Source organism: Halomonas sp. DP8Y7-1 (assembly GCF_019801685.1).
In the GTDB taxonomy this organism is placed as follows: domain Bacteria; phylum Pseudomonadota; class Gammaproteobacteria; order Pseudomonadales; family Halomonadaceae; genus Halomonas; species Halomonas litopenaei_A.
Window position 1 is genome coordinate 628,965 of sequence record NZ_JAHVIN010000005.1, and the last position, 12,810, is coordinate 641,774.

General features: G+C 62.3%; 13 protein-coding genes. 6 read left to right on the forward strand and 7 right to left on the reverse strand.

Annotation, left to right across the window (positions count from 1 at the left end; translation table 11 throughout):
- Nucleotides 1-37: 37 nt before the first annotated feature.
- Complete coding sequence (gene miaB / locus KUV41_RS08100) at nucleotides 38-1,381, reverse strand: tRNA (N6-isopentenyl adenosine(37)-C2)-methylthiotransferase MiaB (RefSeq protein ID WP_222161851.1); 1,344 nt, start codon at nucleotides 1,379-1,381, stop codon at nucleotides 38-40.
- A 549-nt stretch (nucleotides 1,382-1,930) separates the two neighbouring features.
- Here miaB and KUV41_RS08105 point away from each other — a divergent pair.
- Entirely contained in the window at nucleotides 1,931-2,557 is a 627-nt protein-coding gene (locus KUV41_RS08105) for a TIGR04211 family SH3 domain-containing protein (protein ID WP_222161852.1), read from the forward strand.
- 12 nt (nucleotides 2,558-2,569) lie between these two features.
- Nucleotides 2,570-3,220: a thiopurine S-methyltransferase gene (locus KUV41_RS08110; protein ID WP_206943017.1), complete on the forward strand. Its 651-nt coding sequence runs from the start codon at nucleotides 2,570-2,572 to the stop codon at nucleotides 3,218-3,220.
- An 84-nt stretch (nucleotides 3,221-3,304) separates the two neighbouring features.
- Here KUV41_RS08110 and KUV41_RS08115 read toward each other — a convergent pair whose 3' ends face one another.
- The 5 genes from KUV41_RS08115 to cysP form a co-directional block, all read right to left on the reverse strand.
- Entirely contained in the window at nucleotides 3,305-3,892 is a 588-nt protein-coding gene (locus KUV41_RS08115; RefSeq protein WP_206943016.1) for a YajG family lipoprotein, read from the reverse strand.
- Nucleotides 3,893-4,044: 152 nt separating this feature from the next.
- Entirely contained in the window at nucleotides 4,045-5,148 is a 1,104-nt protein-coding gene (locus tag KUV41_RS08120; protein WP_206943015.1) for a sulfate/molybdate ABC transporter ATP-binding protein, read from the reverse strand.
- Entirely contained in the window at nucleotides 5,145-5,972 is an 828-nt protein-coding gene (cysW, locus tag KUV41_RS08125) for a sulfate ABC transporter permease subunit CysW (RefSeq protein ID WP_206943014.1), read from the reverse strand. The genes KUV41_RS08120 and cysW overlap by 4 nt, the downstream gene beginning before the upstream one ends.
- Nucleotides 5,972-6,835 carry a sulfate ABC transporter permease subunit CysT gene (gene cysT / locus KUV41_RS08130; protein ID WP_222485506.1) on the reverse strand — a complete coding sequence of 288 codons (864 nt, stop codon included), beginning with the start codon at nucleotides 6,833-6,835 and terminating at the stop codon, nucleotides 5,972-5,974. The genes cysW and cysT overlap by 1 nt, the downstream gene beginning before the upstream one ends.
- Before the next feature lie 24 nt (nucleotides 6,836-6,859).
- Nucleotides 6,860-7,882: a thiosulfate ABC transporter substrate-binding protein CysP gene (cysP, locus tag KUV41_RS08135; protein ID WP_222485508.1), complete on the reverse strand. Its 1,023-nt coding sequence runs from the start codon at nucleotides 7,880-7,882 to the stop codon at nucleotides 6,860-6,862.
- A gap of 385 nt (nucleotides 7,883-8,267) precedes the next feature.
- Between cysP and rpe the strand changes: the two genes are divergently transcribed.
- From rpe to KUV41_RS08150, 3 genes are read left to right on the forward strand one after another with little or no spacing between them, the layout of a single operon-like run.
- Complete coding sequence (gene rpe / locus KUV41_RS08140; protein WP_206943009.1) at nucleotides 8,268-8,957, forward strand: ribulose-phosphate 3-epimerase; 690 nt, start codon at nucleotides 8,268-8,270, stop codon at nucleotides 8,955-8,957.
- Entirely contained in the window at nucleotides 8,954-9,403 is a 450-nt protein-coding gene (locus tag KUV41_RS19705) for a GIY-YIG nuclease family protein (protein WP_409995788.1), read from the forward strand. Before rpe ends, KUV41_RS19705 begins: the two co-directional genes overlap by 4 nt.
- Before the next feature lie 29 nt (nucleotides 9,404-9,432).
- Nucleotides 9,433-10,290, forward strand: a complete 858-nt coding sequence (locus KUV41_RS08150; protein WP_206943008.1) for a mechanosensitive ion channel family protein — start codon at nucleotides 9,433-9,435, stop codon at nucleotides 10,288-10,290.
- A 103-nt stretch (nucleotides 10,291-10,393) separates the two neighbouring features.
- On the opposite strand, the gene KUV41_RS08155 is transcribed toward KUV41_RS08150, so the two are convergent.
- On the reverse strand, nucleotides 10,394-11,695 hold the full coding sequence (locus KUV41_RS08155; protein WP_222161855.1) for an NAD(P)/FAD-dependent oxidoreductase: 1,302 nt from the start codon (nucleotides 11,693-11,695) through the stop codon (nucleotides 10,394-10,396).
- 171 nt (nucleotides 11,696-11,866) lie between these two features.
- On the opposite strand from KUV41_RS08155, the gene KUV41_RS08160 reads away from it, so the two are divergent.
- A complete protein-coding gene (locus KUV41_RS08160; protein ID WP_224908189.1) occupies nucleotides 11,867-12,559 on the forward strand; it encodes a phosphoglycolate phosphatase in 693 nt (230 codons plus the stop codon).
- Nucleotides 12,560-12,810: the final 251 nt, after the last annotated feature.

The window sequence follows — 12,810 nt, forward strand, 5'->3', positions numbered from 1 at the left end:
GATGCGTGTTGGACAGCCACCTCGGGTCGGCTGTGTATCAGTAGCGCTCGCCAGAGGCGAGTTCGCCGCGCAGTGAATTGGGCAGCGCTTCGGTGATTTCCACGTCGACAAAGTAGCCAATCAACTCGGTCGGATTGGCCGCGCGGAAGTTGACGACACGGTTGTTCTCGGTGCGGCCGGACAGCTGTCCCGGGTCACGCGGCGAGAAACCGGATACCAGCACGCGCTGGGTAGTGCCTACCATGCGACGACTGATCTGCATGGCCTGCTGGTTGATACGCTCCTGCAGGATGGCCAGGCGCTGCTTCTTGACCTCTTCAGGTGTGTCGTCCTCCAGCGCCGCTGCCGGGGTACCCGGACGTGCGGAATAGACAAAGCTGAATGAGACGTCGAAGCCGATCCGGTGAATCAGGTCCATGGTGGCTTCGAAGTCTTCTTCGGTTTCACCGGGGAAGCCGATGATGAAGTCGGAGGAGAAGCTGATGTCGGGACGCAGCGCGCGAATGCGCTCCATCTTGTCGACGTACTCCTCGACCGTGTGACCGCGCTTCATGGCCGCCAACACACGGTCGGAGCCTGCTTGCACCGGCAGGTGCAGGTGGCTGACCAGTTCCGGGATGTCGGCGTATGCCTCGATCAGGCTGTCACTGAATTCCACCGGGTGGGAGGTGGTGAAGCGGATGCGGTCGATGCCATCCACTGCCGCCACGCAGGCAATCAGCTCGGCCAGGTCAATCTCGTCGCCATCGTCGTTGATACCACGGTAGGCATTGACGTTCTGCCCCAGCAGGTTGATTTCGCGAACGCCCTGGTCGGCCAGGTGGAAGACCTCATCCATGACGGCCTCGAAGGGCCGCGAGACCTCTTCGCCGCGGGTGTAGGGCACCACGCAGAAGGTGCAGTACTTGGAGCATCCCTCCATCACCGAGACGAAGGCACTGGCACCATCGGAGCTTGGCTTGGGCAGGTGATCGAACTTCTCGATCTCGGGGAAGGTGACGTCCACCACCGAGATCTGGTTGGAGCGGCTGGCATCCAGCATGCCCGGCACGCGGTGCAGGGTCTGTGGACCAAACACCATATCCACGTGGGGAGCACGCTTGCGGATGGCATCGCCTTCCTGGCTCGCCACACAGCCGCCGACGCCGATGACCAGGTCGGGGTTCGACTGCTTGAGCTTTTTCCAGCGGCCGAGCTGGTGGAAGACCTTTTCCTGGGCCTTCTCGCGAATCGAGCAGGTGTTGAGCAGGATCACGTCTGCGTCTTGCTCGTTGTCGGTCAGCTCCATCTGATGAGATTCGCCGAGCAGGTCCGCCATGCGGGCGGAGTCATACTCGTTCATCTGGCAGCCGTGGGTCTTGATGAAGAGCTTCTTCGTCATAACGGTGGTCGGGCTCCCGGCCCGAAGTGCATCAGGCAGGCCTGGTTACGTGAATGTGGGTAATCGGGCGCGAGACTGGCGGCCGAACGGCCGTGGCGCATGGGGGCATATTATACGCACCGACCGGGGATGGGGCCAGTGGGCCCCTGTCTGCCGGCACGGCTTGGGCCGCGCTGTGGCAGGGGCTGCTCACGGGAGGCGAGAGCCCTGCGATGTGGTAGTCTTGCCTGCGAGCCAGACAGGCGGGTGATTATTTTGTGACCGTTTTGAGTCAAACCCAGGCGACGCGCCCCGGGCGCGGCGATGTCCAGCGGTTTTCCCGACAGTTGTCCACAGCTGTTGTGGAACGTTTTTCACCTCGTCGCGGTCCTGTGTCGAGTTGCCAAGAAAGCCCTTGAGAGCCTCCTTGGCAAGCATGGCACGCGCCGGCACGCCGGCCGCGCCGCACAGCGAGCGACCCTATTCTCATTGCGCGCTGTTGAGCTGGCAGGATGCCAGTGCAGCGCCACAAGCGTCGTAACCGAGCCCAGATTAGTCAGGAAAGACGGCATGAAAACGCAATTTCTCAAGACAGTGACCCTTGGCCTTGCGCTCGCCAGCAGTGCCTTGCCGGTGATGGCCCAGGACGATGGCAATGCCAGGTGGGTCACGGATGAACTGACCACCTATGTGCGCAGCGGCCCTACCGATGGCTACCGCATCGTTGGCACGCTGACGGCGGGCCAACCAGTCAGTCTGCTCGACACCTCCGGTGACTATTCACAGGTGCGCAGCTCCAGTGGCGATGTGGTGTGGGTGCCCAGCAGCGAGCTGCAGGAAACGCCCAGTGCCAGCGACCAGCTGCCTCAACTCGAATCGCGAGTGGAAGAGCTGACAGCGGAGCTCGACGGCATCAATGAAAGCTGGGAAGAGCGCACCAGTACCATGACAGAGACGCTTAAGGTGCGTGAGCAGCGCATAACCGAGCTTGAGACGCGCAATCACGAGCTGGAGAGCTCCTTTGACGAGATCAGCGAGGTCAATCGGGATCTGGAAGCGCGTCTGGAGACCCGCAAGGAAGACCTGCTGATGCGCTACTTCATGTACGGTGGCGGTGTCGCCGGTGCTGGCCTGATCGTCGGTTTGATCGTTCCGCACCTGCCCCGTCGTCGCCGCAAGCGCGATCGTTGGTTCTAAGCGAGACCGCCTATGCAACAACACTGGCTGAAGCGCTGGGAGGAAGGCCGGATCGGCTTTCATCGCGATAGCGTGCACCCGGCGCTGGTACGGCACTGGCCGCTTCTCGGCGCGACACCGGGTACCAAGGTACTGGTGCCGCTGTGCGGAAAGAGCCTCGACATGCGCTGGTTAGCCGAGCATCAGCACCCGGTGCTGGGCATCGAGCTGGCCGAAGCCGCCCTGGCCCAGTTTGTGGAGGAAGGACCGGGTGAGGTGTCGCGCTATCAGCAGGACGGATTTTCCATCCAGCGCCAGGGCAGCATCGAGCTCTGGTGCGGCGATTTCTTCCACTTTCACATCGCCCAGGCGGCGGAGATTGGTGCCTTCTACGACCGGGCCGCCCTGATCGCCTTACCCGAGGCGACGCGTCAGCGCTACGCCTTCCACCTGGCGCAGTTGATTCCGCCTGGAGCACGAGGGTTGCTGGTCAGCCTGCGACGAGATGGCGAGGACGGGCCGCCCTACAACGTCAGCGATGAGGAGATTCGTCGCCTGTTCGACCCGAATTTCATCGTCACCCACCTGGAAGATGGTGAGCGTGAGGATAACGGGTTTCAGGAGTCGGTGTGGGCGCTGGTGCGGCGGGGGCCTGTCACCGACGAGCCAGCGCAGCATCGGTAGGTCGTTACGCTAGCGCACAACGAAGGCGCTTGCCGGCCACTGGACCGGCAAGCCTGGACCGGTAACCGGCAATGACAGGAGGGCTTAGCGAGCCAGCAGCTGGCCCAGTTGGGGGTCGGCGAAGGCGCGATTGAGTCCGTCGGACAGCAGGTCCGTGACCATGCGCTGATTAGTCGCCTTGTCAGGTTTTACCGCGTAGCTCTGCACGCGTCGTGAGGTGTAGGTGCCGGTGTAGGTTTGACCATCGTTGGTGGCCACCGCTTCGATCACGCTCTCCAGGCGAGCTTCGTCTACCAGTGGCTGGCTCTGGCCGCGCTGGTAGCTGAGCTGCTTCAGCGTCAGGGTCAGGGTGGGACGTCCCGGGGCCGGTTCAGCGGTAGGGGCGAAGCCCATGTCGCGCACGGCGCGCTCCGCCTCGGCTTGCAGCCGCGGCACGATCTCATGGGGGCTGACGGTGATGGTCGCCGTCGAGCTGGCGCTGCCGGTTCGCGTGCCGAGCACGTCGGAAGGACGGTCATCGGCGGCAATTACGGTGACTGCCTGGCCAGAGCCGGACGCGGGAACGGCCACGCTGCGCTGGGGATCAGGCTGAAGCTGGTGGGGGCTGGAGCAGGCGGCGAGGGCAAGCAGCATGGCCATGCCAGCTGCGCCCTTCAACAGGCGACGAAGCATAGGGGTGAACTCCTTGTCATGGTATCTGAAAGTCGCAAAAACGCGTCGGCCGGTCACGCCGCTGCAGCAGCAGCGTGTGTCCGGGCTGCGCGATGATACGCCTATCAGAAGGGCAAGCGCAGGGAAAAGTTCCTTTAAGGCGCCTGATGGCGTCAGGCGCTAACCTGCTGCGGGCGCACCTGGGTGCCAGGGGCCTCCTGGGCGTCGGGATAGTGATGCCAGCGTCTGGGCAGGGCGTGCACGCGCATGCCGCGCTTGAGGGACAGGCGCTCGGCGTCCTGGTGGCTTAGTGTGGCCATCCACGGCTCGCTCATCCAATCGGCACTGAGCTCTACACGGACTTCTGCACCCACCGGCACTATCGACATCACGCTGGCAGGCAGGTGGGCATCCGCCTGTGCCTGCAGGGCCACCTGAACCTCGTGGGGGCGCAGCAGCAATTCCTGGCGTCCGTCCTCGAGGTCGACCGCCAGGCGGGCATCACCGCAGGTCAGCACGCCGTCCTGGACGACTCCCTCCAGATGATTGACGTCGCCGAGGAATTCGAACACGAAACGATTGCGGGGCGCCCGATAGAGCGTATCCGGCGTGTCGACCTGCTCGATACGCCCATTGCTCATCACCACCACGCGGTCGGACAACTCCAGCGCTTCTTCCTGGTCATGGGTCACGAAGACGCTGGTAAAGCCGAGCTCATCGTGCAGGTGCCTCAGCCAGCGGCGCAACTCCTGACGAACTTTGGCATCCAGCGCACCGAAGGGTTCGTCCAGCAGCAGGACTTCCGGCTTGAGCGCCAGGGCGCGAGCCAGAGAGACACGCTGCTGCTGGCCACCGGACAGCTGCGCGGGAAACCGCTCTGCCAGGTGCGACAGCTGGACCATCTCCAGCAGCTGCATCACCCGGGAGCGAATCTCGGCACTGGAGGGGCGCTCGGCGCGGGGCAGAACGGTCAGGCCGAAGGCGACGTTGTCGAAAACGCTCATGTGGCGGAACAGCGCGTAGTGCTGGAACACGAAGCCGATGCGGCGATCGCGCACATGGACCTGGGTGACATCGCGCTCGCCGAACAGGATGCGGCAGTCTCGATGGTCATCGGGGGTCTCGAGGCCGGCAATGATCCGAAGCAACGTGGTCTTGCCGGAGCCAGACGGGCCGAGCAGGCCGATCAGCTCACCGCTGCGGATCTCCAGGTCGATAGGAGACAGCGCCTGGGAGCGTCCAAAGTGCTTCTGGATGTGGCGCAGATGAATGCTCATGTCAGGGCCTCCCGGCGCGTGGCGCGCCATTCAAGCATGGCCTTGGCGGCCAGGGTGAGAAGGGCAATCAGGGCTAGCAGGGCGGCGCTGGCGAAGGCGCCTACCGTGTTGTAATCCTGGTACAACAGCTCTACGTGAAGCGGCAGGGTGTTGGTTTCACCGCGGATGGCGCCAGACACCACCGATACCGCACCGAATTCACCGACCGCCCTGGCATTGGTCAGAATCACGCCGTAGAGCAACGCCCAGCGAATGTTGGGCAGGGTCACCCGGCGGAACAGGGTGAAGCCTCTCGCGCCCAGTGTGACGGCGGCTTCTTCCTCACGGGAACCCTGTGCCTGCATCAGCGGAATCAGCTCCCTCGCGACGAAGGGGCAGGTGACAAAGATGGTGACCATCAGGATGCCAGGCCAGGCAAACATCAGCTGAATGTCGTGGGCATCCAGCCACCCGCCGATCCAGCCGTTGCGACCGTACAGTAGCAAGTAGACCAGGCCAGCCACCACGGGGGAAATGGCAAAGGGAATGTCGATCAGTGTCTGCAGCAGGCGGCGTCCCGGGAAGGCAAACCGGGTGACCAGCCACGCCAGCATCACCCCGAAGACGAGGTTGATCGGAATCGTCAGCAGGGTGACGAACAGCGTCAGGCCGATCGCTGCCAGGGTGTACTGGTCTGTCAGGTTGGCGATGAAGGGACCGACCCCCTCGGCCAGTGCCTGGGCAAAGATGGCGACCAGGGGCAGCAGCAGGAACAGTGCCGACAGGCCCACGGCCACCGCAATGAGGCTACGTCTGAGCCATGGCGCATCACCGATACGTTGCATCAGCCACGTCCTCCATGCAGGCGGCGGATAAAGCGGCCTTGCCACAGGTTGATCGCCAGCAGCAGCAGCAGCGAGGTCAGCAGCACCACGGAGGCAATCGCGGAGGCACCGACGTAGTCATATTCCTGCAGCTTGACGAAGATCATCAGTGAGGTGATTTCCGTCTCGTAAGGCATGTTGCCGGCGATAAAGATAACGGCGCCGAATTCGCCGAGCGAGCGCACAAAGGCAAGGCCGGTACCGGTCACCAGGGCGGGCCACAGGTGCGGCAGGATCACCCGACGAAAGGCGACGCCATCTCTTGCTCCCAGGCTCATGGCGGCCTCGTCGATTTCGCTGGGCAGATCCTCGAGCACTGGCTGCACGGTCCGCACCACGAAGGGGATACTGGTAAACGCCATGGCCAGGGCGATGCCGACCCAGGTGTAGGACACCTGCCAGCCCAGCAGCTCCAGCAGCTGGCCCATCCAGCCCTTGGAGGAGTAGAGCGTCGCCAGGGTGATGCCGGCCACTGCGGTGGGCAGGGCAAAGGGCAGGTCCATCAGCGCGTCCAACAGACGCTTGCCGGGGAAGTCATAGCGCACCAGCACCCAGGCCATGAGCAGGCCAAAGACGGCATTGATCAGTGCCGCGACGAGGGCGCCGCCGATGGTGGTGACGTAGCTGGCCACGACCCGTGGTTCGGTGATGATGAACCAGTATTCGGAAAGGGACAGCCCCTTCAACTGGCCCACCAGGCCGGTCAAAGGCAGCAGCAGCACCAGTGAGACAAAGGTCAGGCTGATGCCCAATGACAGGCCGAAGCCCGGCAGCACATGGCGCCGGGCTTTGCGGGCTAAGGGCAGGGAAATGGCCTTCAGCATGGGGGCAATGGTTAACCTTGACGTTTAACGGCGCTGCAGCTGGTCCAGCTCGCCGCCGCTCTTGAAGTGGGTGTCCATGGCACTGTCCCAGCCGCCAAACACGTCCTTGACCTCGAACAGCTCGGTGGCAGGGAAACGGTCTGCGAACTCTTCCTTCACCGCCTCGTCATGCACGCGGTAGTTGAAGCCAGCCAGCTGGCGCTGGGCCTCCTCGGTGTAGAGGTATTCCAGGTAGGCACGGGCCAGATCCAGGTTGCCGTTGCGCTCGGCGTTCTCCTCGACCACGGCCACCGGGAATTCTGCCAGGATGCTGACAGGCGGGACGATCACGTCGTATTCGTCGCTGCCGTATTCGTCACGGATATTGTTGACCTCAGACTCGAAGCTGATCAGCACGTCACCAATGCCGCGCTCGATAAAGCTGGTGGTCGCGCCGCGGCCGCCGGTATCAAAGACCTTGACGTTGCCGAGGAAGTCGCTCATGAACTGGCGAACCTGCTCTTCGTCACCGTCGAAGTTACGTTCGGCCGAACCCCAGGCAGCCAGATAGGTGTAGCGGCCGTTGCCGGAGGTTTTGGGGTTGGGGAACACCAGCTCGACGCCCTCGGCTGCCAGATCTTCCCAGGTCTCGATGCCCTTGGGGTTGCCCTTGCGGACCAGGAAGGCGGTGGTCGAGTAGTAGGGGGATGCGTTGTTGGGCAGCTGGCTCTGCCAGTCTTCCGCGACCAGGCCTGCATCCGCCAGGACCTGAACGTCGGTGACCTGGTTGTAGGTCACGACATCGGCCTTGAGACCCTGCAGGATGGCACGTGCCTGAGCGGATGAGCCGCCGTGGGACTGCTTGATCGTCAGGGTGTCGTCGTGCTCGGCCTGCCAGTGTTCCTGGAAGGCTGGGTTGATGGCGGCAAACAGCTCGCGCGCGATGTCATAGGAAGAGTTGAGCAGCTCCTTGTCCTCGGCCATTACCGGCGAGGCCATGGTGCCACCAAGGCCTGTAGCCAGGGCGAGGGACAGGGCGGTACGGCGAAGGATCGGGGACAGCTTCATGTCAGGCTTCCTTGACGTCAGAGAATGTCGCGAGTCCTTCGAGAGCCGTTCGATAATGCTTGGCGAGGACTGCGAGAGGATGCGCGAGGGTTGCGCCAGTGCCGTGCCCGGGGATGCAAGAGCGTTGCAGGAACTCCGGGAACGATACGCAGGCTAAACCTAAATTTTGGTAATGACAATCCTTCTGCTTAAAACGTTTGGCTATATAAGGCGATAAGATGTGAATAGGTTGCAAGCCATGACGGCGCTGTTGCGGCGAAGGATGTCATTGGTTAACGCTGCCCTGCCACGGCCCAGCTGCTAGAATGCGATTTTCGTCAGGTGGCGGCACCCTTGACCGCTGTGCGGCGCCGCTCGCTTTTTGTCTCTTGCCAGCAGGGATGTCATGAACGATTTTCTGATTGCGCCTTCCATTCTGTCCGCCGATTTCGCCCGGCTGGGGGAGGAGGTGGACAATGTGCTTGCCTCCGGCGCCGATATTGTCCATTTCGATGTCATGGACAATCACTATGTGCCCAATCTGACCATTGGCCCCATGGTCTGTGAGGCCCTGCGCAAGCATGGCGTCACTGCCCCGATCGATGCACACCTGATGGTCAAGCCGGTGGATCGCCTGATTGGCGACTTTATCGACGCCGGTGCCACCTACATCACCTTCCACCCGGAAGCCTCGGAGCACATCGATCGGTCGCTGCAGCTGATACGTGACGGTGGTTGCAAGGCTGGCCTGGTGTTCAACCCGGCGACGCCGTTGTCCTACCTCGACTATGTGATGGACAAGGTCGACATGGTGCTGTTGATGAGCGTCAACCCCGGCTTCGGCGGTCAGTCCTTCATTCCCGCGACACTCGACAAGCTGCGCCAGGCGCGTCAGCGGATTGATGCCAGTGGTCGTAACATTCGCCTGGAGGTCGATGGCGGCGTCAAGGTCGACAATATTGCCGAGATCGCCCGCGCCGGTGCCGATACCTTTGTGGCTGGCTCGGCGATCTTTGGTGCCCAGCGTAGCGACGACCCGCACGGCTACGACAGTGTCCTCGCCGATTTCCGGGCACAGCTGGCCGGTGCGCGTTGAGCGCTGAAGCGGACTATTCTGGCTCAGGGTGGGCTGGCTCTGACGGGGCTGACCCTGACGGGACTGACCCAGCCCAGCTCGACCCGACGCAGCGTGACTCGAGCGGGGACGAAGCAGGCAACCAGGCCGGCCTGCCGCAGACGTCCGCACGCTGGTACCTGTACGTGGTGGAGACGGCCGCTGGTGCCCTTTACACCGGCATCACCACGGATGTCCCCAGGCGACTGGAGCAACATCGCAGCGGCAAGGGAGCCAAGGCGCTGCGAGGCAAGGGCCCCCTGACCCTTCGCCATCACGAGGTGGTGGGTTCGCGCAGTGAGGCGAGCCGCCTGGAAGCTGCTGTAAAGCGCATGACGGTGCGCAGCAAACGACAGTGGCTGACGGCCCGGCGGGACAGCGGTTTGCCCGTCCTGCCGGCGGAACAGGCCCAGCAGCCACCCCCATAACGAAGAAAATGCCAAGCAAGGAGAGGGATATGGACGTTCTGGATAAGCTCAATGTGGATGCTCTGGTGGCATTTGCCTCCACCACAGGGCTGCAATTTCTGATCAACCTGGTCGCCGCTGCGGCGATCTTTATCATTGGCCGTTGGGTGGCCAAGGCGGTACACCGCGTTGTTATCAAGGGTATGGAGCGGGCGAACGTCGAGCCGCTGCTGATCAAGTTCCTTGGCAACATCCTGTACGCCTTGCTGCTGATCTTTGTGGTGCTGGCAGCGATCAGCCGCATTGGTATTCAGACGGCGTCACTGATTGCGGTCATCGGTGCAGCAGGCCTGGCGGTCGGCCTGGCATTGCAGGGGTCATTGGCCAACTTCGCCGCGGGTGTGATGGTGATCATCTTCCGTCCCTACCGCATCGGTGACTATGTGGAGGCAGGCGGCGTCAGCGGCACGGTGGAAGATGTGCAGATCATCAGCACCGAGCTCAGCACCCCTGACAATCGCAAGATCATCGTCCCCAATGGCCAGATGATGAGTGGTGCCGTGGTCAACTACTCGGCCCATGCCACACGTCGTGTAGACCTGGCGGTGGGTGTCGGCTACGACGACAATATCGATACCGTTCGCCGTGTGCTGGAAAGCGTGGTGGCCGACGATCCTCGCGTGTTGAGTGAGCCCAAGCCCAATATCCGCATGAATGCGATGGGGGACTCCTCCATTACCTGGATTGTGCGTCCCTGGGTCCAGGCTTCCGATTACTGGAGCGTCTACTGGGAAATGACCGAGGAGATCAAGCGCCGCTTTGATCGCGAGGGCATCAGTATTCCGTTCCCCCAGCGCGATGTGCATCTCTATCATCACGCCAAGGAAGAGAGCCAGGCCAACGGCTAAACTCGCCGCTTATTGACCTGTTGCCACGAAAAAGGCTGCCTTCCCAGGCAGCCTTTTTTTTGGAGTGCGCCAGGCATGGTGCCTGGCGCACCAAGGCCCAGGATCAGTGCAGCTTGAGGCGTGGTTTCAAGAACCGGTTGAGGCCATCGACTACCACCATCATGGCGGTTTTGATGGAGCCATGAATGGTGCGCTGGTGCATCCGGTACAGCGACGCATAGAAGAAACGTGCCAGGTTGCCTTCGATAAACAGGCTGCGAGCGGAAGCGGCCCGCATGAGGCTGCCGATGGCATCGAAGTGTGCCAGGGAGATCAGCGACCCTCTGTCACGGAACACGAATTCCTTCAGTGGCTTGTCGTCGATCACGGCGCACAGGTTCTTGTACAGGACGCTGGCTTGCTGGTGGGCGGCCTGAGCCCGTGGCGGTACCACCTTGCCGTCTGGCTGGGGACAGCTGGCACAGTCACCGAAGGCGAAGATGTGCGGGTCATCAATGCTCTGCATGGTCGCGGCCACCTTGATGCGATGGTTGCGCTCTGTCTGCAGGCCCAGTTCCGAAAGAAAGGCGGGTGCCTTGATGCCGGCGGCCCATACGCCGAGGTCGATGTCGATGCGCTCATCATCCGAGGTGGTGATCGCATGTTCCTCGACCTTGGTCACGCGGGTATCCACATGGACCTTGACGCCCAGTTTTTCCAGCTCCTTGTGCACGGCCTGACTGATGCGGTCCGGCAGGGCCGGCAGGATCTTGGGTGCCGCCTCGATCACATGTACCCGCAGATGCTCACGGCCGAGCTCGGTGAATCCGTAGCTCTTGAGCATGCGTGATGCATCATGCAGCTCAGCGGCGAGCTCGACCCCGGTGGCCCCGGCACCGATGATACCGACGGTGATACAGGGCGGTTCATCGTTGGTCATCCGGGTGCTGTAACGCATGAAGGTATTGAGCAGTGCCTGACGGAAGCCTTCTGCCTGGGCCGGGCTGTCGAGAAAATGGCAATGGTCGGCGACGCCCTCGGTACCGAAGTCATTGCTGACGCTGCCAACGGCCATGACCATGTAGTCATAGGACAGGCGCCTGGCAGGCAGGATCTCGTGTCCATCGTCGTCAATGATGGCTGCCAGGGTCAGGGTTCTGGTGTCTCGGTCGAGATCGCACAATGTACCGCGCTGGAAACGGTAGCCGTTGCTGGCGGAATGGGCCTGGTAGGAAATCTCGTCCTGGCCGGAGTCGAGCACGCCGGTGGCGACCTCGTGCAGCAGAGGCTTCCAGATGTGCGTGGAATTGCGGTCCACCAGCACCACGTCCGCCTTGCCTTTCTTGCCCAGGCGTCTGCCCAGGCGGGTGACGAGTTCCAGGCCGCCGGCGCCACCGCCGACAACAACAATGGTGGGTTTGCTCATTGCAGAGCTCCATAAAGGGGAGGGGAGCGCCATCATAGGCAGATAAGTGCTTGGCTGACCACGGTGGTTGCGCCAGAATGTGCGCCTCGCATGTACATTCCGTTTTCTGCATAGTGAAGGGGATCGTGCAGGGGACGGTGCAGGGTATAGAGCAGGGGATAGTGCAGGGACATGGTGAACGACGGTTGGAAAATGCCTGTGGGCGAGGCCCTGGATGGGTCACAGTTGGTGGCCTTTGACCTGGATGGCACTCTTATCGACTCAGTGCCTGACCTGGCCGCGGCGGTCGATGCCGCGTTGCTCGACGTGGACCTGCCCGTGGCGGGTGAGGCGCGCGTGAGAGACTGGGTGGGCAATGGGTCATGGTCGCTGCTGGAGCGTGCGCTGACAGATGCCTTGGGCGAGGCCCCCAGTGAGGTGTTGTGCAAGACCGCCCACGAGCGCTTCCTCGAGCACTATCACCGGCACCCCTGCGTGCATACCCGCCTCTATCCGGGGGTCGAGACCGCCTTGTCTCAGCTGTTTCGCCGAGGCTTGATCCTGTGCCTCGTCACCAACAAGCCCGAAGCGTTCATTGGTCCCATTCTCGAGCACCTGTCGATCGACGGCTACTTCACGGTGTGCCTGGGAGGCGACACTCTCCCTCGTAAGAAGCCGGACCCCATGCCGCTCAGGCACCTGTGCCAGCAATTCGACGTCAGTCCTTCGCAGTGTGTGATGGTGGGCGATTCACGCCATGACATTCAGGCCGGCAAGGCCGCTGGGTATCGCACCATTGCGGTGCCCTATGGCTATAATCACGGCGAACCTGTCAGCCTCAGCGAGCCCGATCTGATAGTTGAATCGCTTGACCAACTCGTTTAGGGTTTTTCGGCATGACGCTATGTCATGGCGTTATGCCGATAGGCTCTGGCTATAGCCAGGACGACCTTGCCGAGGCAGAGTCGTGTTGCCTTTTCACCCCCTGACTTGCTGCGATGGATTGCCCATGGCCCAGCCTTTTTCTTCCTTGATGACCCACCCGCACTGCTCGATGTCGGCGACACCGGCGCGTTGCGGTTGGCGATGGTGACGCTGGACCCTCTGTCACCCACTTTTTCATTGAGGACCTGGGC

What these genes read in the sequence shown, in the direction of transcription:
- miaB (WP_222161851.1), bottom strand. Translation starts at nt 1,381, where the DNA reads ATGACGAAGAAGCTCTTCATCAAGACCCACGGCTGCCAGATGAACGAG.
- KUV41_RS08105 (WP_222161852.1), top strand. Translation starts at nt 1,931, where the DNA reads ATGAAAACGCAATTTCTCAAGACAGTGACCCTTGGCCTTGCGCTCGCC.
- KUV41_RS08110 (WP_206943017.1), top strand. Translation starts at nt 2,570, where the DNA reads ATGCAACAACACTGGCTGAAGCGCTGGGAGGAAGGCCGGATCGGCTTT.
- KUV41_RS08115 (WP_206943016.1), bottom strand. Translation starts at nt 3,892, where the DNA reads ATGCTTCGTCGCCTGTTGAAGGGCGCAGCTGGCATGGCCATGCTGCTT.
- KUV41_RS08120 (WP_206943015.1), bottom strand. Translation starts at nt 5,148, where the DNA reads ATGAGCATTCATCTGCGCCACATCCAGAAGCACTTTGGACGCTCCCAG.
- cysW (WP_206943014.1), bottom strand. Translation starts at nt 5,972, where the DNA reads ATGCAACGTATCGGTGATGCGCCATGGCTCAGACGTAGCCTCATTGCG.
- cysT (WP_222485506.1), bottom strand. Translation starts at nt 6,835, where the DNA reads ATGCTGAAGGCCATTTCCCTGCCCTTAGCCCGCAAAGCCCGGCGCCAT.
- cysP (WP_222485508.1), bottom strand. Translation starts at nt 7,882, where the DNA reads ATGAAGCTGTCCCCGATCCTTCGCCGTACCGCCCTGTCCCTCGCCCTG.
- rpe (WP_206943009.1), top strand. Translation starts at nt 8,268, where the DNA reads ATGAACGATTTTCTGATTGCGCCTTCCATTCTGTCCGCCGATTTCGCC.
- KUV41_RS08150 (WP_206943008.1), top strand. Translation starts at nt 9,433, where the DNA reads ATGGACGTTCTGGATAAGCTCAATGTGGATGCTCTGGTGGCATTTGCC.
- KUV41_RS08155 (WP_222161855.1), bottom strand. Translation starts at nt 11,695, where the DNA reads ATGAGCAAACCCACCATTGTTGTTGTCGGCGGTGGCGCCGGCGGCCTG.
- KUV41_RS08160 (WP_224908189.1), top strand. Translation starts at nt 11,867, where the DNA reads ATGGTGAACGACGGTTGGAAAATGCCTGTGGGCGAGGCCCTGGATGGG.